A 20,475-nucleotide genomic window follows, 5' to 3' on the forward strand; every position below is an offset into this window, starting at 1 on the left:
TAGGCTATTTTCCAATGACCAAGCGGCGACTATAAACAGCCTGACCAGAGTGCATGACGATGTCATCAACCGTCGAAACAATTCTGACACCACGGGTAACTGCTGGAGTCCAGTTGCGGTCAATAACGTCAGCTAAGTCAGCTTCATCCAGTTGAGCAAAATAGGCCTTGGTCCGCTCCATACTGGCCTGCAAGTAATCCTTAAGAACCTGCTTGTCCGAGACAACCACTTTAGCTGCCTCTTGAGGAGTGTGTCGCCAATCCTGGGTATCGTCTGGAAGGTCGAGATTAAACCGTTCCTTGAAGCCGGCTGTCTCATACAGTTGGGGCAAACCTGCCAGGGGTGAAATTTGGTAATCCAAGACCCGACTGCTGTGCCAGATAAGCCAAGTTACTGATTTAATCAGGGGTTTTGGCATGGTATTGGCTTCTTCTACTGTCATCTGGTCAAGGGTTTCAAGAAAACGCTCTTGGGCACGCTCTAAAGTGTCTATGGATAATTCTAAGGGAGACATATCTAACCTCTTTCTAGGGGGACTAGGTTAAGCGGGACAAAGAAAAAACTTGCCACTCAGCTACAAAGGCGTAAACAGACATGAGCTGTAAAAAATCGCCAGCCCCTCCGCTTTTTTAAGTACATATTTATATCCCTAGCTTACTCCTGCTTGGGCATTTCTGCAAGCTTTTACTGAAAAACCAGACGACTTAGGCTGTCTGGTCTTTTTTCTAGTTTTGGTCTACTTGGATTGGAAAATGCAAACTTGATAGAGGTCAGGCAAGCAGGGAGTGGCCGTTTCAAGTCTGCTAGCCCTTTGATTTCCATCCGGCAAAAGCTTGCTTGTCTTCCATGAGCCCACTTAAAAAGTAAGGAACTTTATAAATTCGACAAACATCCTTCTACAAAAAGAACTAAAACTAATCAAAAAACGAATGAATGTCAGTTATATTATCAATAACCACTATTATCATTCGCTTTTTATTATTCACTTTTGGCTTGGCTGACTTTTCAGTGAACTTGACTTCCTGAGATTTTTCCAACTAGCTTAAAAATCTGCCCGTCTAGGCTAATCTGTCAACTTGAGGCAGAAGGCATCCCAGGCTTGGAGTTTTTGCTTGTTCAGAGCTACTGCCACATCGGTATTGCTGATGAGGATGTCCTCAAAGGAGTCTGACCAGGCGAAATTCTGCTCTTGATTAGAGAAATTAACGACAACCAGATGGCTTTCCGAGTCCCGGACTCGTTTATAGGCAAAGACCTTGTCCGCCGTTTCTAAAAGCTCAAAATCTGCATCAATCAGCCAATCATTATCCTTACGCAGCTGAACCAGTTTTTGATAGGTATAAAAGATGGAATCTGGATCTGCTAGGGCAGCTTGAACATTGATGCTTTGATAATTGGGGTTGACCGGCAGCCAAGTCTTATCGGCACTAGAGAAACCAGCCTGCTTAGTGCTGTCCCACTGCATAGGAGTTCTGGCATTATCGCGACCAATCATGCGAATACTATCCATGATGGCAGCCATATCCTGACCCTTTTCCAAAGCTTCATGGGCAAAATTCAAGGATTCAATATCATCAATTTGCTCCAGGTCGGCAAAGGGATAATTTGTCATGCCAATCTCTTCCCCCTGATAAATGTAGGGAGTCCCTCGCATAAGATGAAGGAGGATAGCCAGAGCTTGGGCCGATTTGACACGGTTGACACCCGTGTCTCCCCAGATAGAAAGAACCCGAGGCAGGTCGTGGTTATTCCAGAAGAGGGAATTCCAGCCTTGACCCAATTCTAGCTGGGTCTGCCATTTGTTGAAAATCGCTTTGAGAGCTGGAACATCCAATTCCTTGGCATAATCCCATTTAGGAACATCGGGCTTATGTTGCAGGCCAATATGCTCAAATTGGAAAACCATGGACAACTCATGATGGTCGGGATTCGAATATTGCTTGGCAATCTCAGGACTGGCTCCCCAAGTTTCCCCCACCGTCATCAGGTCATGCTTGCCAAAGGTCGCTTGGTTCATTTCCTTTAGGTAATCGTGAAGCTTGGGACCATTGGTAGAGATGCCCTGGTCAGGAATTTTGCCAATCATATCAATGACATCCATGCGGAAGCCACCGATACCCTTGGCAATCCAGAAATTCATCATGTCATAAACCTTCTGGCGGAGCTGAGCATTTTCCCAATTCAAATCGGGTTGTTTCTTGCTAAAGAAATGCAGATAGTATTGGCCTGACTTTTGGTCGTACTGCCAGGCCGAGCCACCAAAGATGGAATCCAGATCATTGAGTTGGTCTCGCCAGATATAGAAATCACGCTCTGGGCTAGTCGGATTCTCCCTAGCTTCGACAAACCAGGCGTGCTCATCCGAGGTATGATTGACCACCAGATCCATGACAATCTTGATATGCCGCTGATTAGCTTGGTCCAGCAATTCCTCCATATCGGCCATATTACCAAAGATGTCGGCAATAACCTCGTAGTCTGAAATATCGTAGCCATTGTCATCCATAGGGCTTTGATAAACGGGAGACAGCCAGATAGCCGTAATCCCCAGCTTTTGCAGGTAATCCAATTGGCTGATAATCCCTTGCAGGTCGCCGATACCATCACCATTGGAATCTTTAAAAGACTTAGGATAAATTTGATAAACGGTTGCCTTGTGCCACCAATGTTTTTCCATTGTTTTTTCCTCACTTTTAGAAATCGTTTTCACACCCACTACTATACCTTTTTTAAGCTGGATAGACAAGGAAATTAAGGAAACAGACCCTCAGTTCAGTAATTTTTTGCCATTAAATACTATGGGTGGATGATGGGCTTAACATTTTACCGGATAACTTTTTCAGTATCCTTGGCAAAGAAGTGACCCTTGGCAACATTGAAGGCCAACTTGACTTCTTGACCAGGTTCGTGGAAATCACGAGCTTCGACTCGAGAGGAGAATTCATAATCTCCATGTTTCAGATAAAGCATGGTTTCAGCTCCCAATAGTTCAGATACCTGTACTTCTGCTGTTACAATAGCCTCCGGGTAGGCATCAAGAGCAATATGATTAGCTGAAATATCTTCTGGACGAATACCAAAGATTAGCTTTTTATCTAGGTAGCCTTTGGCTTCTAGGAGCTTGGCTTGTCCTTGAGGAAGAGCAATCTTAAAGCCGTTTTCCCCAACCAGACAGTCTTTTTTAGCGGTTACTTCAAAGAAGTTCATGGCTGGACTACCGATGAAACCAGCGACAAACTTATTAGCAGGTTGGTTGTAAAGTTCTTGAGGAGTTCCGATTTGCTCCACCCGTCCAATGGTACCTGAGCTATCTTCGTTCTTGGTTGAACTCATGATAACAATACGGTCAGCCAAAGTCATGGCTTCAGTTTGGTCGTGAGTTACATAAATGGTTGTTGAACCAATTCGACGGTGGAGCTTGGCAATTTCAGCCCGCATAGAAACCCGCAACTTGGCATCTAGGTTGGACAGGGGTTCATCCATGAGGAAAACCTTGGCATCACGAACGATAGCTCGTCCCATGGCAACCCGTTGCCGTTGACCGCCAGACAAGTCTGCTGGTTTTCTTTCGAGAAACTCTGTCAGGCCAAGAATTTGAGCGGCTTCTTTAACCCGTTTATCAATATCATCTTTGGAGTACTTCCGTAATTTTAGACCGAAGGCCATATTGTCATAGACAGTCATATGGGGATAGAGGGCATAGTTTTGGAAAACCATAGCAATGTCGCGGTCTTTAGGGGCTAGGTCATTGACGACCTTGCCATCAATTTTCAATTCACCCTTACTGATGTCCTCTAGACCCGCAACCATCCGCAGGGTGGTTGATTTCCCACAGCCTGAAGGGCCAACAAAGACGATGAATTCCTTATCCTTGATAGAGAGGTCAAAATCTTCTACAGAATAGTGACTACTATTAGGATATTTTTTGTAAATGTGGTTTAAGTTTAATTCTACCATAGGCTTCTTCTGCTAACTCCTTCTCATTCAAATGTGATGGTTTGACCATTTTCAGTAACCTGATAGGTTAAATCATTTAAATTAATTTCAGCTTGGGCAAGGACACTATTATCTCGGTTACCACGTTTAATGATGATGGTATTCTCATCTTTTACTGTTGTCTCTATGCTTCCATCTAAGTCAAAAGCTGACGATTGATTCCGGTAGCTAAATAAATTTAGCAGAGCCTTAACGACAGGTCGTTGGACTTCTTGGGCAATTTCCTGACTACTATAGTAGTGGCGGTTGATATTACGACCTTCCTTGGTCTTTTCCAAGAGTTCTAGGTCATTCTTACCTGCCAAGAGGCCAACATAGTAAACTTGAGGGATACCTGGAGCAAAGGCCTGAATCAGACGGGCTAAGAAATACTTCTTGTCATCATCTCCCAGAGCTGAATAGTAGGTCGAATTGATTTGATAGATGTCGAGATTATTGTACTCCGCTGTCGAATACTTGCGGTTAACATTGGCGCCGACCTTATAGAGCTGGTTGGAGGTATAATCAATTTCCTCATCGGTCAAGATATCCTTGACATCCACAACTCCGATACCATCATGCGTATCCAGGGTCGTGAACTGCTTCATCGGGCTTTTGGCCAGCCAGTCTGCCAAGCGTTGAGCCTGACCACTGTAGAGGGAATAGAGGGTCACCATAGGCAGGGCAAAATCATAAACAAAATAATCGTGGTCAGCAATCTTGAACTGAATGGAATAGTGTTCATGAATTTCTGGCAAAATATCAGCCCCTGCTTCTTTAGCGATGGCCTGAACCTTGGTCAAAAGATCCCAAATTTCTGGTTCAACAAAGAAATCATTGCTATCCAATTTCTTGACAGCGTAGGCGAAGGCGTCTAGGCGAATCAGGTCACAACCGTTGGCAGCAAGATTTTCGATGGTCTTTTTGATAAAGTCCATGGTCACCTCCTTGGTGACATCAAGGTCGATTTGCTCTTCGCCAAAGGTATTCCAGAGGTGCTCCTTAGAGCCGTCGGCGAAGATAATTTCCTGCATGGGAGCCTTATCCTTACGCTTGTAAATTAAATCAATGTCTGCCTGAGTTGGACGATTTTCTGGCCAGAATTTTTCCCAACGTAAAAATAAGTCGGCATAGGCGGAAGCGTCCTTTTTCTCTTGGAAATCCTTATAATACTTGGATTGGCGAGAGATATGATTAATCATAAAATCAAACATCAGATAGTATTTGTCACCCAAACGTTTGACATCATCCCAATCACCAAAGGCAGGATCTACCTGGTCATAATCAACTGGAGCAAAGCCACGATCTCCCGTTGAAGGGAAGAAAGGTAAGAGGTGGACGCCACCAATGGCATCTCCAAAATACTTACTGATATTTTCATCCAGTTCTTTCAGGTTCTTGCCCAGGCTATCTGAGTAGGTTATGAGCATGGTTTTATTTGTGAGTGTCATAGCAATCTCTTTTCTAAGCTTTATGTCTTCTAGTTATCACTTAACAGCCCCATTGCTCATTCCTGAAATGATATTCTTTTGGAAAATGAGGTAGACAATGGTAATGGTTATAATACCAACGATGTAGGAAGCAAAGCTTGGTCCATAATCGTTGAAATATTGACCGGTATAGTTGTATTGGAAGAGGGGCAGGGTCCATAATTTGGAATCCTTGTTCAAAATCAAGAGGGGGAGCATGAAGTCATTCCAGAACCAGAGGGCATTGATGATGAGGGTTGTCGCATGCATGGGTTTGAGCATGGGGAAGACTACCTTAAAGTAGGTCGTGAACTTATCGGCCCCATCAATTTCAGCGGCTTCATCCAGACTATCCGGCACGCTCATCTTGATATAGCCGACATAGAGGAAAAGGGTCTGCGGAATGGCATAGGTCAGGTAAAGAATAATCAAGCCCCACATATTAGCCAGACCCAACCGATTCATCATCACGGTAATAGGAATCATGATAACTTGGAAAGGAACGAAGATCCCCAGAATCAGCAGGCTGTACATAATGGTAAAAGCCTTCTTACGAGACATATTGCGGGCAATCGCATAGGCTGCTGCTGGAATAAAGAGCATGACCACCGCAACCGAGACAACGGTAATAATGGTCGAATTCCAGAAGTAACTGCCGATGCCATCGTTTAAGAGCCTGTGATAGTTATCAAGGGTGAAAGGATTGGGCCAGGAGAAGAAATTCTCCATAATATCCTTGGTGGTTTTACCCACTACAGAAATTATAGGGCCCAAAAAATGACCTAAGTCTACTTAATGTCAGACTTAGGTCTTTTAGTCTCTATCATCATAACCCTTGGGATGGCTGGAATGCCAAGCCCAGGCGGTTTGGATGATTTTTTCAATATTGTCGAATTCGGGTGCCCAACCAAGAACTTCTCTGGCCTTAGTCGAATCGGCAACTAGGGTATCGGGATCACCGGGACGGCGGTCAGCCTTCTCAGCTAGAATTTCCTCACCCGTCACCTTGCGGGCAGCTTCCAAAATTTGCAGGTTAGAAAAGCCAGTCGCTGAGCCGAGATTGAAGGCGGTAGACGGATTTCCTTGCCGCAAATAATCCAAAGCCAAGAGATGGGCCGAAGCTAGGTCAAAGGGGTGAACATAGTCACGCACATTGGTGCCATCTGGGGTATTATAGTCATCGCCGAAAATCATGATTTTCTCCCGCACCCCTTGAGCTACTTGGAGAATGATTGGCAGAAGATGGGTTTCAGGACCGTGATCCTCACCGATAGAACCATCTGGCTTAGCCCCAGCAACATTGAAGTAACGCAGAGGCACGAACTTGATGCCATAAGCCTGGTCGGACCATTTCATGATGGTCTCCATCATGAGCTTACTTTCGCCATAAGGATTGATAGGATTTTGTGGTGTAGTTTCCTTGATGGGAATTTCCTGAGGGATGCCATAGGTTGCTGCAGTTGATGAGAAGACAATATGTTTGATGTCAAACTCATTCATAACTTCCAAGAGTTTGATCATGCCAGACGTATTGTTGTCAAAATACTTGAGCGGTTTCTCCATGGACTCTGCCACCAGAGAAAAGGCTGCGAAGTGAATGACTGCATTGAGGTCAGGAGTTTCTCGGAAAACCCGCCGCATGAAATCTTGATCGGCTAAGTCTCCTTGATAGAATTTGGCAGAAGGATGAACAGCGGCCCGGTGACCGGTCACCAAACTATCAACCACGACCACCTCTTCTTGCCCCTTTTGAACCAGATAATCCACCATATGGGAACCGATGTAGCCGGCTCCTCCCAAAACTAAAATTGCCATTTGCTAAGTTCCACTAGGGTCAAGGCCCTTCCTTTCTTATTTACTACTCAATCCCAATTGTCTCAAGAAAACGATGGAAAGCCGCTTGCCCTTCTTGGCTACGCTTGTAGACACCAGCATCTTCTAGGACACGTACAAAAACTTGACCGACAGCCTTTTGCAGAACTTGATGGACATTGTCGGGGCTAATGTCAACTGAAGCCTTCAAGTCATCTGCCCAAGCCTTATGATAGTCAGCAATTTCATTATACTGGTTTGTCAGGTAGTTTTCAACCTCAGCCAACTCTCCTTTGAGACGAGGTGGCAGAATGGCCAGCCCCATGACCTCAATCAGGCCAATATTTTCTTTCTTAATATGTTGAACATCAGGGTGAGGATGGTAGACGCCATCTGGGAACTGCTGGGAGGTATGATTATCCCGCAGAACGATGTCCAATTCAAATTGCCCCCGACGTTTTCTGGCAATTGGAGTAACGGTATGGTGGGGCTCTTCTTGGCTGAAGGCAAGGACATCTGACTCGGGGTCACTATAATGACGCCAAGCCTGACGAATCACTTCCGCCAAGGCCACGAGTTCTTCCTTATCTTTACCAGCCAAGCGAATCACCGACATAGGCCATTTGACGATACCTGCTGAGATTTCGGGAAAATCCTTAAAGTGGAAAGAATAGTCAAGTCCAGCCTTTTCCATAGGAAAGACATGACGACCGCCCTGATAATGATTGTGGGTCAGGATAGAACCTCCGACAATGGGCAGGTCCGAGTTTGACCCAGCAAAGTAACCCGGAAATTGATCAACAATCTCTAAAAGCTGGGCAAATGTTTCCTGGGTAATCTGCATGGGAACATGCTGGTGGTCAAGGAAGATACAATGCTCGTTAAAATAAGCGTAAGGTGAATATTGGAAGCCCCATTCCTGTCCTAGCAAATCTAGGCGAATAATTCGGTGATTGGCTCTAGCCGGATGGTCAATCCTTCCCTGATAACCCTCATTTTCCATACAGAGTTGACACTTGGGATAGGAGGATGCCTTAGCCTGCTTAGCTGCAGCGATGGCCTTGGGGTCCTTTTCCGGCTTGGATAAATTAATGGTAATCTCCACATCACCGTATAGGGAATCCTGGATAACCGCTTCATTTTCGAAGGAGAATTTTCCAGTCAATCGGGCTATGAGCTGATGAAAGGAGCCATTAAAAAGTTGGAGGAGGAACTTCCGACTGCCTTCTTTCTAGCCAATGATGCCTTGGCTATCAGTGCCCTAAGAGCCCTTCAGGAAGAAAATCTGCCAGTTCCCAAGCGCGTCAGTCTCATCTCCTTCAATGACACTCCGCTGACAAGAGAGGTTTTCCCCAGTCTATCTAGCGTCACCGTCTATACCAAAGACATGGGACGCTGTGCCGTTGACGTTCTCAATCGCCATATTCTCAAGAACGAGACTGTCCCAACCTTAACCAGACTAGCTACTAAGCTGACTTTGCGAGATAGCAGTCTATAACGATAAAAGGCCTAGCAGTTTCCGCTGCTAGGCCTTTTATTAGTTTTGAGGGGGTCGTCATGCTAGTTTAGACTAGGAAAGTCAAGATTAATGGATGGCCCCGAAAACCTAGACCAAGTAAGCCAAAATGGATAGGTGGTCATGAAAATCTAGGACAGACAAGTTACATTGCTACACTTACGAATTTTTGACCCGAGATGCTAATGGTATTGGGGCTTCATTCTCCTTGTAGAGCTCTCAAGCAGGCTTCCAGATTTTTGGAGCCAGATTTCTTAGGCTTGCAGACTGGCGACGATAGTTTTCACCAGCTGGTCTCGACTCAAGCCATTTTTAGCCATGAGTTCTTGACGGTCATAGCGGTCGTGGAAATGTTTGTCGATGCCGTAATTTTGCACCCTGATGTCGCTATTACCCAGGTAGCTGGCAATAGTTTGGCCGTAGCCACCTTCAAGTAGGCCATCCTCCAGGGTAATCAGCAGTTGGTGATTGGCTGGCAGGGAATCCAGCAACTCCTTGTCCAAACCGGTGATAAATTTAGGATTGACCAAGGTAGGGGTAATCCCGTGTTGCTCTTCTAAGACCTCGGCCACTTCTTGGGCTAGGCCATAGAAATTGCCAAGACCAAAGATAGCCACTTGAGATCCTGCTTGTGTCACCTGATTCTTATTTAAGACGGAATAATCCGTCTTGTCAGGCAGACCAGTTTCCTTGAGCGGACCAACAGGAATTCGGATGGCAACCGGATGGTCCTTCTGCTCAATAGCCCAGTCCAACATGGCCAGGTGCTCTTCCTTATTGGTTGGAGCCAGATAGACCACATTAGGAATATGGCTGAGAAAGGGAATATCAAAGAAGCCCAGATGGCTCTCATCATTCATGGCATTAACTGAAGCCATATGAATCAGAGCCGTCACCGGCTGATTGTTGAGGGCAATGTCGTGCCACCATTGGTCATAGGTTCTTTGCATGAAGGTCGAAGCCACATACCAAACAGGCTTGGCCCCATTCTTAGCCAATCCTGTGGACATGGTGGCTGCTTCTTGTTCGGCAATCCCGACATCAACAAATTGCTGACCAGCCTCATCTCGCTGTCCCTGACTAAAGAGGAACATGGGCGTGCCAGCATTGACTGCAATAACCCTTGGATCCTGCTTGATTTTCTTAAGGAGGAAGTCAGCCGTCACCGAGTTATAGTTTGGTCCATTGGAACCGCCTAAATATTGGCCCGTTTCAGGATTGAAAGGACCGCCAGCGTGGAAGGCTTCGCGATTCTTTTCCATAAAGGGAACCCCGTGACCCTTCTGGGTGTGAATATGGAGAAGAACAGGGCGGTCACTATCCTTGACCTCCTGGAAGAGGGCAATCAGGGCAGGCAAGTCATTTCCCTCGTCCAAATAATGATAGTCAAAACCTAGAGCCTTGAAGAGATTATCCTTAGCTTGACCATTGGACTCCCGCAAGCTCCGAAGAGCTGTGTAAATGCCACCCTTGGGATTGACAGCGATAGACTGGTCATTATCATTGACAATGACAATGGTATTGGTGCCGGTCGTCGCAATCTGGTTGAGGCCTTCATAAGCCATACCACCCGACAGGGAACCATCGCCAATGATGGCGACCACATTGGAGTTTTCCCCCTTTAGGTCTCTGGCCTTGGCAACACCAGATGCCAAGGAGAGGGAAGTTGAAGTATGGCCAACTGTAAAGAGGTCGTGCTCACTCTCCTTAGGGTTGGTGTAACCCGAGACATCATCATAGTGAGCTGGATCCAGAAAGGCTTGAGCCCGCCCTGTCAGCATTTTATGAACATAAGACTGGTGGGAAACATCAAAGATAAACTTATCGATGGGTGAATTGAAGACATAGTGGAGAGCCACCGTCATCTCAACCACACCAAAGTTAGGCCCATTATGGCCACCGTGCTGACTGATCTTTTCCAAGAGAGCCTGCCTGGCCTCAAGGACAACTTGCTCTAACTCGGCCTGAGACATGGTCTTCAAGTCCGCTGGTGATTTAATCTTTTCTAGCATAGGATTCCTTTCTTATTAGCAAATTTTGCTTTTATTATAAACCTTGGAGTTAACTCCAAGTCAATCAAAACTTAAAAATAAACGCTAGTCAAGAGCTGTTAGCCATTTTTCCAGAGTGGCCTGACTGGAAAGGACATCACCTGGCAGGGGTTGCTCAGCTAAAAGTTGGTTAAAGAAAGTTTGTGATTGCGCATAGGTCGAGCCGCCCGATGTCGCAAAGGTCGCTACCCTTTTGCCAGTCAAATCCAACTTTTCGACGACAGTCTCCACAATCCGAGGTGGAATCCCCCACCAGATAGGATGACCAATAATGATAGTGTCATAGCCTGAAATATCAGGAAGGTAGCCTACGAATTCAGGACGACTGGCAGGATTATTCTGCTCTTGATTGGCACGACAATTATCATCGGTCCAGGTCAAATCAGATTGGCTATAAGGTTCTTCCGCCTGAATGGCATAGGTATCAGCTCCCAGACGGCTGGCAATCGTTTCAGCAAGTCGCTTAGTTGTTCCAGTAATCGAAAAATAAATAACTAAAGTCTTTGACATGATTTGCCCCTTTCGTAAGATAAGCAAGCATTTTCGGCTCTCTTCGCTGACTGTCGCTAAAAAGAAAAATCCCCTAGCCTTCTACCTAGGAGAAGGGCTAAGAGGTTGTGCTTATTCATGCTTGGCTAGGCCTGACCTGCTTAGCTTCATTATAACAAAAAAAACCAAACCGCATAGGGTTTGGAATTGAATAAAATTTATACCATTAGATTAATCATCCCGCTTATAGCGACGATCTTCCAAGAGTCGCAAGAAATGGTCGTTAGGCACTTGGCCATTGTGATATTTCTGATAGACCTGCTTGACGGCATCCGTATGCTTGGCATAAAGATCCTTGCGCAGCTCCAATTGTTCCCGATGGAAGGCCTGGGTTTCAGCCCGATTCTTTAGGAGCAGCTCCTGCATTTCCTGGCGTTCATTTGGATCTTGGATAGCATCCAAGCCCCAGGCAATCCGCTTGGCCGCATAATCCTGATACTGACGAACCCGTTTTCTTTCTTGCTCAAAATGCTTGTGCAAAATGGCCGAAATATCCTTTGGAGAATGGAAAATTTCCCGAACAGCCGTAATTGGCTCCGCATCGACCACCGTATAGGTAAGGGCACCCAAGTAGGGCATGAGGAAAACGGTGATGGCACCCGCCGCAATCAGAACAGAAGCAATCTCGCTGGACATAAAGCCATCATTGACCGCAATCCCCGTAATCCCAACGATTAGGGGTAGGGCTGTCGTACAGTAGAAGGCAACCGAAAAACGATTGTGAATGGTCAGGCGCTTCTCTGGATCGCGCTCCAAGGAGAGCGAAATAACGATAGGAATGGCCCGAATCAAGACTAAGGCCAAAATGAAGGCTACCAGCAGGCCTGGTCGTTCTGCAACTGCCATGAGATTAATACTACAACCCGAAATCACAAAGAAAAGAGGAATCAGGAAGCCGTGAGCAATCCCATTAATTTTCTTCTCTAAGGTGTGGCTATTTTCTGGAATCACAAACCTGAGGACAAATCCCGCCGCAAAGGCTCCCAAGACAATATCCAACTCGAAAACTGATGAGAAGGCAACCAAAACAATCAAGAGAAGAATGGTTACCCGCACCGTCATCTGGGAATTGGTATCCGCCTTGGAATGAAGAAACTGGTAGAGAGCACCACCGCGTTGAACGGCCTTATTGCCCAAGGTAGCCAACCAGACACAAATCAGCAGGAGACCACCAAGAATGGCTGCTGTCTTCCAGGTTGACCTGGCAGAAAGCAAGATAGCCATGGCAATGACTGTCGCTACTTCTCCCCAAGTTCCATAAGCAATGATGGTATTGCCAATCTGGGTTCCGGTCAGGCCCCGTTCCTCCAAAATGGGCATAAGGGTTCCCAGAGCCGTTGTCGTAAAGAGCAGGGCTGTGGCAATCAAGCCTTGTTTGCCCGAAGCAATATCCGGCATGATAAAAGCCACAATCAGACCAATAACCAGGGTAAAGGCCCAGGTCCAGAAGCCCTTCTTTCCCTCTTTTCCGACAATGACCTTGGGGTCAATTTCATAACCCGCCAAAAGAAAGAGAAAGGCACAACCCAAATCAGATAGGAGCTTGAGAGCTTCACTATCCGAATTTATCCAGCCGAGCGCATGGGGGCCTAGAGCTGCACCAGCCGCAATCAAAATCACCGTCTCAGGCACGACCTGTCTGGGAATCAACTTGGCCACCATAGGGGTCACTGCTGCTATAAAAGTAATTATTGTTAATGAAATAAAAGTTCCTGTCATAGAATACTCCCAATATCCAAGCCCAGCAACAAGGTTACTTGAGCAGACATTCAGCTAACATTATACCATTTCAATGGCCAGCTTGCAGAAGCGAGACCCTAAGACCGGATAATATTGGACCATTGGCTTACTTTCGCCAGTAGATTTAGCGAGGGAAGCTAGGCTTGCTCGCAGCAATCTTTTAATCCCTCCCTAAGGTTTGCTTGCCAGCTCATCTACTGCTTGGCTTTAATATAGTCTACCAACTGCAACACCAAATCGTACTGCATAAAGGGAGTAATCAAGTAGATACCCTTAAAATAGGTGAGCGCCTGATCAATCAACTTTTTACTCTCTGCCAAAGCAATCTCTTGACACTTAGATTTATCATCCTTGACCCTTGCCAGTTTTTCGAGAAAAGCCTCTGATAATTTAATCCCCGGAACCTCGTTATGAAGGAAGAGGGCATTATTATAACTGGTGATTGGTAATATTCCAATAAAGAAGGGTTGCTCATAAGATTCACTTAAATCCGCCAACTGCTTGATTGTCTCTCCTTCAAAAATGGGCTGGGTAATAAAACAATCGGCTCCTGACGTGATTTTCTTCTCAATAAGACGACCGCTTCGAGCTAAATTGGGAACATTGGGGTTAAAGGCTGCAGCTACAGTAAAACTAGTTGCCTTTTTCAAGGAAGCTCCACTATAGCTCTTTCCCTGATTAAGTTGCTTGATGAGTTGAATCAGTTTAAAACTTGTCACATCATAGACACTAGTCGCCCCAGGAAAATCTCCCAGTTTAGAGGGATCGCCAGTCACAGCCAAAATGTGATCAAAACCTAGTAAATCCATACCCAGTAACCTCGATTGCAGCCCAATCATATTATGGTCACGACAGGTCAGGTGTAAGAGAAAAGGTGTTGAAATTTCATCTCTTAGGAGGGAGGCGAGACTGAGATTGCAAATTCTGGTGTGGGCCAGAGAGTTGTCTGACAGGGTAATGGCTGCCACACCACTAGTATCAAGAGCCTTAACACCTTCCTTGAATTTAGCAATTTCTAGGTTTTTAGGGGGATCCAATTCTGCGACAATAGTCACCTCCCTTTTAACCTTGTCTACTAAGGTCTCCCCTGTCTTAACCTGTCTTAAGAAGTCTGCTTCCTTAGCCAAGGGAGTCAAATATTTTTCCTGGACTGGCTTGAGGCCACCCAAGGCCCTCTTTACAGCACGGATATGGGCTGGAGTCGTCCCACAACAACCACCAATAATGCGGGCTCCCTCTGCAGCCAGTAGCCTTGCCGATTGACCAAAATAGTCAGCATTAGATGAAAACTGATAGGTGGAATCTGTAGCCGTATCTAAGGCTGGCAGACTGGCATTGGGATAGACTGCTAAATAGGATTGGGCGAAAAGGGGAATCTGCTTGAAAGATTGAATCATGTGGTAGGGCCCCAGATGGCAGTTCAAACCGACAACATCTGCTCCCAACATAATCAGTTGGCTAAAAATATCAACAAGGGACTGCCCTGTCCCCGTCAGGCCAACCTCTTGCAGGGAAAGGTTGGTAATTAGTGGTAGCTCTGTTAAAGGACGAAGGGCCTTAACTACTGCTAGGAGCTCTTCAGCATCATAATAAGTTTCTAAAAGCAGGCCATCCAGGACACCCGTCTCCAAGAGAAACTGAGCCTGTTCCACGGTCTCTCTGACAATTTCCTCTAAATCTAAGTCACACTGGCGAATCCCTCTGGAGGCACCGATGGTCCCTAGGACAAAGGTTTTATCACCTGCTGCCTCCCTTGCTAAACGAGCACCTGCTTGATTGATTTCTTTGACCTGGTCGTCAAAACCATAATTTTTTAATTTATGCCGTTTTGCCCCATAGGTATTGGTCTGAATGATATCTGCCCCTGCCTCAATGTAGGCAAGGTGAATCTTTTTGATATCAGCGGGGTGGGAGAGATTATAGGCTTCATAACAATTATCCAGACCATTGCTATAAAGTAGTGTCCCCATGGCACCATCAGCAACCAATATCTCATTTTTTAAACGTTCCAGAAGTTGTGCCATATCTGCTCCTTTCTCCATACCTTAATCTTTGCCGAACTTATGGCGAACAATCTTGGTCGCAGCTACCAAATTTTTAAGGGCCGCTACCGTCTCTCTTTCCTTGCGGGTCTTGAGACCACAATCTGGATTTACCCAGAATTGGTCCAAGGATAACTGGTGGAGGGGCCGCTCAATATTACTAATCAATTCATCCAAACTTGGAACCCGTGGTGAATGAATGTCATAGACTCCCAGACCAATTCCAAGGGGATAGGTAGCAGTCTCAAATGCTTCAATAATTTCGCCATGACTCCTACTGGTTTCAATCGAAATCACATCAGCATCGAGGGCACGAATAGACTCAATAATTTCCGAAAAGTTGGAATAACACATATGGGTATGAATTTGAGTCGTGTCCTTAACCGATGAAGTCGCCAGGCGAAAGGCTCTCACAGAGTCATCCAGATAAGCTTGTTGCTTGTCCTTGCGCAGGGGGAGGCCCTCTCTCAGCGCAGCCTCATCCACCTGGATTATAGGAATTCCAGCATCCTCTAAAAGCTCAATTTCCTTCCTAATAGCCAAGGCAATCTGGTTGAACAAATCAGGCCGTGAAATATCATTGCGTTCAAATGACCAATTTGTGATGGTAATCGGCCCAGTCAGCATCCCCTTTACCGGCCGTTTTGTCAAACTTTGGGCGTAGACCGTCTCCTTGAGCGTCAGGGGTTGGATATGTTGGATATCCCCATAAATGATTGGAGGCTTTACTGCCCTAGAACCGTAGGACTGAACCCAGCCCCCTTTTGTTGTGGCAAATCCAGCCAACTTTTGACCAAAAAATTCCACCATGTCCACGCGCTCAAATTCTCCGTGGACTAAGACATCAAGATCTAGGTCCTCCTGAATCTTAATCCAACGAGCAATCTCAGACTTAATGAAATCCTCATAAGCCTGATTGGAAATTTCTTGTCCTTTCCAAGCTCGGCGAATCCGTCTGACCTCAGAAGATTGAGGAAAGGAGCCTATCGTTGTCGTTGGTAGAACCGGTAATCCAAGCTTCTCTTGCTGGAGTGGGTAGCGGTCCTTGAAATCCAGATGGCGCTTCTGAGGAATCTTTCCCAAGTCCTCTAAGGCCAAATTCCGAAAGTCCGCCGCCTGAAGTGCCTTAAAGTCGGCAACTTTTTGAGTAAATTTTGGACTGCTAAAACCTGTTTCAAGCTGGTCGGCTAGAAGGCGGAGCTCCTCTAATTTTTCGTCCGCAAAGGCCAAACCATTTTTTAAGAGGGGATTGAGACCAGTCTCTCCTTTTTTCGTTACTGGAACATGGAGCAGGGAACAAGAAGGCTGGATATGGACCGCTTTGACCTTGTCTGAAATCTCCAAAACCAAGTCTCGACTGGCTTCTAAGTCAGCACCCCAAACATTGCGACCATCAATAACACCAGCAAAAATTTCCTTATCTGAGAAATAACCAGCCTTGACAGCGGCCAAATTTTCCTCTAAACCATGGACGAAGTCCAGACCCAGGCCTGCAACTGGTAAGTTGCCCAGAATTTCTGGGTCAACCAAAGCCTCAAAATAGGTCTGGAAAATCAGCTTGGCCTCGGGGACTTGCTTAGCAAAATAAGCATAGACATGCTTGGCTGCCTCTAAGTAACTATGGCCTTCATCCGTCACAAAAATTGGCTCATCGACCTGGATATAGCTGGCACCAGCCTCAACAAGTTCCTGAAAAATCTGCCGATACAGGGGCAAAAGACTCTTGATAGCTGCAGTGTAATCTTCAATCCCTGAAGAGAGGGCCACAAAAGTGATTGGCCCGGTGATAACCGGTTTGGCCTTGTCACCAACAAGTTCTTTTGCCTCCAGATAGAGCTCCAAAAGTCGATTAGATTTTAAACTCGGTTTTTGCTTTGACCACTCCGGCAAAATATAGTGGTAATTGGTGTTAAACCATTTTTTCATGGCCGATGCCACATTATCCTTATTACCACGAGCAATCGCAAAATAGAGACCCAAATCATGGGCTTCCTTGGCAAAGCGCCTTGGAATAATATTAAACTGGTAGGATAGATCCAAAATATGATCATAGAGAGAAAAATCCCCAACCGGGATCAAATCAAGGCCAGCATCTGCCTGCTTTTTCAGGAAGGTCCGGCGTAAACTCTTCATCTCAGCTAGCAAATCAGCCTGAGACAGCTTCCCACTCCAATAGGATTCAATAAGCTTCTTCCACTCACGGTTTTCACCAAGTCTTGGATAACCTAAATTCGACACCTTAACCATAGCTACCTCCTATAGGGATATATTTTCAAAGTATACCCTTTTATTTTTTATGGAATCTATTTTATAACCTTTTATATCAGTAAATCAATAGTTTTCAGCTTAGAACTTTTATAGACCGCCCTATAGTTTATAACTAAGTAACAAGCAATTGTTATAGTTACCAGCTATACCCCCATCCTTTCTCACTCTCAAAACCAAGCAAATTTAGCCAAAGAAAAAGGGGAGCTTAGTCCCCAAAAATTTTATTTATATCCAAATCTAGTAGAATCCCATTGCAGCTTTAGCGAATCAATTCAGACCCTTTAGAGGCTAGTAGCTTAGCACAGTTAAGATTGCTCGAAAAACTGCCATTTGCTAAAGTAAGCCGATGATGCGGGTGTCACCAATTAAGTCATAGAAGTCTCAAACTAAAAGAAAAGCATGACAGACTCGAAGACTGCCATGACTTTAAAGCTTTTCTCAGAAAACCATACTGCTGCAAGTAATCAGAAATGGCTGCCATATCATTTGAATTTTATCTCTCCTGATTCCTTATTTTTAATTTTTCTAACCGTTTTCGACCTATGTCTAACATTTCTTTATCAAAGTTTGACCATTGACCAAAGAGAAGGGAAGCTAAAATCTCAGCTGCTGCCTGACTGTCTTTCTTAGAATCGAAGACACATTGTCTGTCTCTCTAAAAGATTTGAATCCGATTAAATATCTGCTCTTTCTCCAGCTGTTTTAAATTATCTACAAGATGGTCAACGATGTCGTCATGATATTCTCTGGGAGTCGCCCGTGCTCCATCTGGTGACTGAGCAAGCATCTCTTCATAGCGAATTAAAGTACTTAAGTAAGACAATTTCGGCTTAGTCGCAATAATAGCTAGTTCAACTTGATAGCCTTTAGACTTTAAATTAAGTAAGGGCAGTCTTTTTAGGAACTGTCACCGTTCTCAAAGTACCTTCTATAAGAAGGTGATAACCCCTATCACTGACCCTATCAATCAAGGCTTCAACCATCAGGCCAGCAAATTCTTTGGTGTATTCCACACTATCTTTACCATATTTTTGCTAAAGCGCTGAAAAATTAGGATGCTGTGGGCAAAAACTGTCACCATCAATGACAATGATATTTCCTTGATAAGCTTCCTGCTTAATGCGATGAATGGTTGTCTTTCCTGCACCACTTTGTCCCCCCAATAAAATAGCAGTAGGATGTTCACTTGGCTTCTTTCCTCGAATTAAAGCACGACTATTACGAGTTAAAGCTCTATTTAACTCAGCTTCGGTAAATTTGGCCACTATCATTAGACAGCTACTCCTTGTTTAGCCATACTCAACATGCGCTCTATACCATCTAGATAGCCCATATAGCGTTCAAATTCCTCAAATGTATTGACAAGATAAATCTTCGTGTGAACTAAATCTGCTAAATCATCACCCATTAACACCCAAAGATTCGCCTCATCATCCACGGCAATCCCTTGCTCATCTTGAAAAGCATACAATCGAGCTAGGAGATTGACTCCTCTTTCTTTAGCCAACTCGATTTTTAAAGTCAATTGATAATCTTCAATCGGTCTTAATAACTTTTCTTTTCCCACAATATCTATGTAGGAAACATTGAATTTCTTGCAAATCAAATCTAGTAAGTCAGTTGAGACTGAACTTGTCCCATTCTCATACCGACTGAGACTGTTACGTGAAATTCCAATAATCTTAGCAAATTCTGGTTGGGTGAGCTCCCTTTTTTTACGCAAGGCTTTAATATTTTCTCCAATCATAGCTAGTCCTCCATTAGTTTAAATTATTATATCACAAAAACAAGAAAACGCACCAAATTTGGTGCGCCGTTCTCTGTAATTGGACAAAAGCAAGGGATTTCAAATGTCCACATGCCTTACAATTCCCAATAATCAATTTCTGAATCTCTTTCTTCTAATTCCAGAAGGGCTAGCAATAGCTCTTCACGCAGTTGGTCAAGGCTTAGGCTGTTGACATAATCTTCTAAATCTTCCATTTTGGCCTGGCGTTGGGCTTCTTCCTCAGCTTCTTGATGCTGACAGTCAGCCATAAAATCTTGGTAGGCTTGGGGGAGGGCTGTGAAATACAGAGCAACCATGTGCTTACAGATAACCCGCCGTCCTGCTGCAAAGGGACAATCACAAGTAGACTTTCTCGGATGCTTGGGATTTATCTGAACCCAATAAGGCGTGTCGCGTTTCCCCTTGACTCTGCCTTCAATAACATCTTTGCCAGACTCATTGAAAGAAAGAACCTGCTTAGTCTCAAAGTAATCAAGACCCCTCGCCAGGGATTTTCGACTGGCTAAATCAATTAGTGACATAAGAACCTCGTTTTGTCTTTCTCTTCTTTATTAAATGGGAATTTTCCTCTTCAAGAAGCTTGCAATTCTCGAAGTCTAAATAGGTTGTCTTTGAATAAAAAAATGGAGTCTAGGAAGACCCCATCAATACTAATGTTTATTCTGCCAAAAGTTATTGACTTAGTATCCCACATTATGATTATACTCTTGTGCAATAACTGTCGCAATAAAATCTAACTGACTTGGATGTTCAAAGTGACTCTACTTTGAAGAAAATCGCAATGTTCTGTGAACAAAGCTTGGAGCATTTGATTGTCCACCAGTAATCATCCAAATTCTCGGATGCTTCTTTCTTCGCAGAAATTTTTTTAACGTTTTTGTGGAGGTATAATCAAAATAGGAACTAGTAAATGAAAATAGAAGAATTAGTTGCTTTTCGTTTGAATTCAATATATAGGCCCCGTTGTAAAATGAGGTGCAACAAAAAAAGACAAGCTTATCTGATATACTAAAGTTGCGAAACAAAGTATAAGGAAAGAGATAAGCATGTCCACCACCAATTGTACCACAAAACAACCCTATTGCCACCTCTCAGAGGTAGAACGAGGAAAAATTGAGGCCTTCCTATCAGAAGGGGTGAAACCAGCTGAGATCGCTAGACGTTTGGGAAAAAGTCGCTCCACCATTTCACGTGAAATCAAGCGTGGGACGACAAAACAAGTCAAGCAGGTCAATGGTAAAAAGATCTACTTTGACCACTACTT

General features: G+C 44.7%; 14 protein-coding genes and 3 pseudogenes. 2 read left to right on the plus strand and 15 right to left on the minus strand.

The window, feature by feature from the left end; all coding sequences use genetic code 11:
• Window positions 1-4: 4 nt before the first annotated feature.
• The 7 genes and pseudogenes from BS63_RS0107145 to BS63_RS01000000110985 form a co-directional block, all read right to left on the minus strand.
• On the minus strand, window positions 5-514 hold the full coding sequence (locus BS63_RS0107145) for a DinB family protein (RefSeq protein WP_002959718.1): 510 nt from the start codon (window positions 512-514) through the stop codon (window positions 5-7).
• A 549-nt stretch (window positions 515-1,063) separates the two neighbouring features.
• Window positions 1,064-2,677: a glucan 1,6-alpha-glucosidase DexB gene (dexB, locus tag BS63_RS0107150; RefSeq protein ID WP_028798515.1), complete on the minus strand. Its 1,614-nt coding sequence runs from the start codon at window positions 2,675-2,677 to the stop codon at window positions 1,064-1,066.
• A 146-nt stretch (window positions 2,678-2,823) separates the two neighbouring features.
• Window positions 2,824-3,957 (minus strand): ABC transporter ATP-binding protein, encoded by a 1,134-nt coding sequence (locus BS63_RS0107155; RefSeq protein ID WP_002959714.1) that lies wholly within the window; start codon window positions 3,955-3,957, stop codon window positions 2,824-2,826.
• 23 nt (window positions 3,958-3,980) lie between these two features.
• A complete protein-coding gene (gene gtfA, locus BS63_RS0107160) occupies window positions 3,981-5,426 on the minus strand; it encodes a sucrose phosphorylase (RefSeq protein WP_002959712.1) in 1,446 nt (481 codons plus the stop codon).
• Between the two features lie 36 nt (window positions 5,427-5,462).
• On the minus strand, window positions 5,463-6,173 hold the full coding sequence (locus BS63_RS0107165; RefSeq protein WP_231910498.1) for a carbohydrate ABC transporter permease: 711 nt from the start codon (window positions 6,171-6,173) through the stop codon (window positions 5,463-5,465).
• An 84-nt stretch (window positions 6,174-6,257) separates the two neighbouring features.
• On the minus strand, window positions 6,258-7,259 hold the full coding sequence (gene galE, locus BS63_RS0107170; RefSeq protein WP_002959708.1) for a UDP-glucose 4-epimerase GalE: 1,002 nt from the start codon (window positions 7,257-7,259) through the stop codon (window positions 6,258-6,260).
• Window positions 7,260-7,302: 43 nt separating this feature from the next.
• Window positions 7,303-8,376, minus strand: a pseudogene (locus tag BS63_RS01000000110985) (UDP-glucose--hexose-1-phosphate uridylyltransferase); the annotation flags it as partial.
• Between the two features lie 18 nt (window positions 8,377-8,394).
• Between BS63_RS01000000110985 and BS63_RS0107180 the strand changes: the two are divergent.
• Window positions 8,395-8,754: pseudogene (locus BS63_RS0107180) on the plus strand (substrate-binding domain-containing protein); the annotation flags it as partial.
• A 272-nt stretch (window positions 8,755-9,026) separates the two neighbouring features.
• On the opposite strand, the gene BS63_RS0107185 reads toward BS63_RS0107180, so the two are convergent.
• The 8 genes and pseudogenes from BS63_RS0107185 to BS63_RS0107235 all read right to left on the minus strand — a co-directional run bounded on the left by BS63_RS0107185 (window position 9,027) and on the right by BS63_RS0107235 (window position 19,732).
• Window positions 9,027-10,784 carry a 1-deoxy-D-xylulose-5-phosphate synthase gene (locus tag BS63_RS0107185; protein ID WP_002959700.1) on the minus strand — a complete coding sequence of 586 codons (1,758 nt, stop codon included), beginning with the start codon at window positions 10,782-10,784 and terminating at the stop codon, window positions 9,027-9,029.
• Between the two features lie 84 nt (window positions 10,785-10,868).
• Entirely contained in the window at window positions 10,869-11,333 is a 465-nt protein-coding gene (locus tag BS63_RS0107190) for a flavodoxin (protein ID WP_002959698.1), read from the minus strand.
• 210 nt (window positions 11,334-11,543) lie between these two features.
• Window positions 11,544-13,091, minus strand: coding sequence for a cation:proton antiporter (locus BS63_RS0107195; RefSeq protein ID WP_080566223.1), 1,548 nt, complete (start codon window positions 13,089-13,091; stop codon window positions 11,544-11,546).
• 215 nt (window positions 13,092-13,306) lie between these two features.
• On the minus strand, window positions 13,307-15,136 hold the full coding sequence (locus BS63_RS0107205; RefSeq protein ID WP_002959692.1) for a bifunctional homocysteine S-methyltransferase/methylenetetrahydrofolate reductase: 1,830 nt from the start codon (window positions 15,134-15,136) through the stop codon (window positions 13,307-13,309).
• A 21-nt stretch (window positions 15,137-15,157) separates the two neighbouring features.
• Entirely contained in the window at window positions 15,158-17,401 is a 2,244-nt protein-coding gene (metE, locus tag BS63_RS0107210) for a 5-methyltetrahydropteroyltriglutamate--homocysteine S-methyltransferase (RefSeq protein ID WP_002959690.1), read from the minus strand.
• 514 nt (window positions 17,402-17,915) lie between these two features.
• Window positions 17,916-18,693: pseudogene (locus BS63_RS1000000112285) on the minus strand (zeta toxin family protein).
• Window positions 18,693-19,169 (minus strand): type II toxin-antitoxin system antitoxin PezA, encoded by a 477-nt coding sequence (gene pezA / locus BS63_RS0107230; RefSeq protein WP_002959682.1) that lies wholly within the window; start codon window positions 19,167-19,169, stop codon window positions 18,693-18,695. Before pezA ends, BS63_RS1000000112285 begins: the two are co-directional and overlap by 1 nt.
• Window positions 19,170-19,285: 116 nt before the next feature.
• Window positions 19,286-19,732, minus strand: coding sequence for an SWIM zinc finger family protein (locus tag BS63_RS0107235; RefSeq protein ID WP_002959681.1), 447 nt, complete (start codon window positions 19,730-19,732; stop codon window positions 19,286-19,288).
• A 519-nt stretch (window positions 19,733-20,251) separates the two neighbouring features.
• On the opposite strand from BS63_RS0107235, the gene BS63_RS0107240 reads away from it, so the two are divergent.
• On the plus strand, window positions 20,252-20,475 hold a 224-nt coding region (locus tag BS63_RS0107240), incomplete at its 3' end, for a helix-turn-helix domain-containing protein (protein ID WP_428835826.1).

The sequence above is a fragment of the Streptococcus sobrinus DSM 20742 = ATCC 33478 genome (assembly GCF_000686605.1).
Taxonomy (GTDB): domain Bacteria; phylum Bacillota; class Bacilli; order Lactobacillales; family Streptococcaceae; genus Streptococcus; species Streptococcus sobrinus.

Bases quoted from the DNA above. Each gene is read 5' to 3' on its own strand.
- BS63_RS0107145 (WP_002959718.1), bottom strand. From the start codon at position 514: ATGTCTCCCTTAGAATTATCCATAGACACTTTAGAGCGTGCCCAAGAG.
- dexB (WP_028798515.1), bottom strand. From the start codon at position 2,677: ATGGAAAAACATTGGTGGCACAAGGCAACCGTTTATCAAATTTATCCT.
- BS63_RS0107155 (WP_002959714.1), bottom strand. From the start codon at position 3,957: ATGGTAGAATTAAACTTAAACCACATTTACAAAAAATATCCTAATAGT.
- gtfA (WP_002959712.1), bottom strand. From the start codon at position 5,426: ATGACACTCACAAATAAAACCATGCTCATAACCTACTCAGATAGCCTG.
- BS63_RS0107165 (WP_231910498.1), bottom strand. From the start codon at position 6,173: ATGGAGAATTTCTTCTCCTGGCCCAATCCTTTCACCCTTGATAACTAT.
- galE (WP_002959708.1), bottom strand. From the start codon at position 7,259: ATGGCAATTTTAGTTTTGGGAGGAGCCGGCTACATCGGTTCCCATATG.
- BS63_RS0107185 (WP_002959700.1), bottom strand. From the start codon at position 10,784: ATGCTAGAAAAGATTAAATCACCAGCGGACTTGAAGACCATGTCTCAG.
- BS63_RS0107190 (WP_002959698.1), bottom strand. From the start codon at position 11,333: ATGTCAAAGACTTTAGTTATTTATTTTTCGATTACTGGAACAACTAAG.
- BS63_RS0107195 (WP_080566223.1), bottom strand. From the start codon at position 13,091: ATGACAGGAACTTTTATTTCATTAACAATAATTACTTTTATAGCAGCA.
- BS63_RS0107205 (WP_002959692.1), bottom strand. From the start codon at position 15,136: ATGGCACAACTTCTGGAACGTTTAAAAAATGAGATATTGGTTGCTGAT.
- metE (WP_002959690.1), bottom strand. From the start codon at position 17,401: ATGGTTAAGGTGTCGAATTTAGGTTATCCAAGACTTGGTGAAAACCGT.
- pezA (WP_002959682.1), bottom strand. From the start codon at position 19,169: ATGATTGGAGAAAATATTAAAGCCTTGCGTAAAAAAAGGGAGCTCACC.
- BS63_RS0107235 (WP_002959681.1), bottom strand. From the start codon at position 19,732: ATGTCACTAATTGATTTAGCCAGTCGAAAATCCCTGGCGAGGGGTCTT.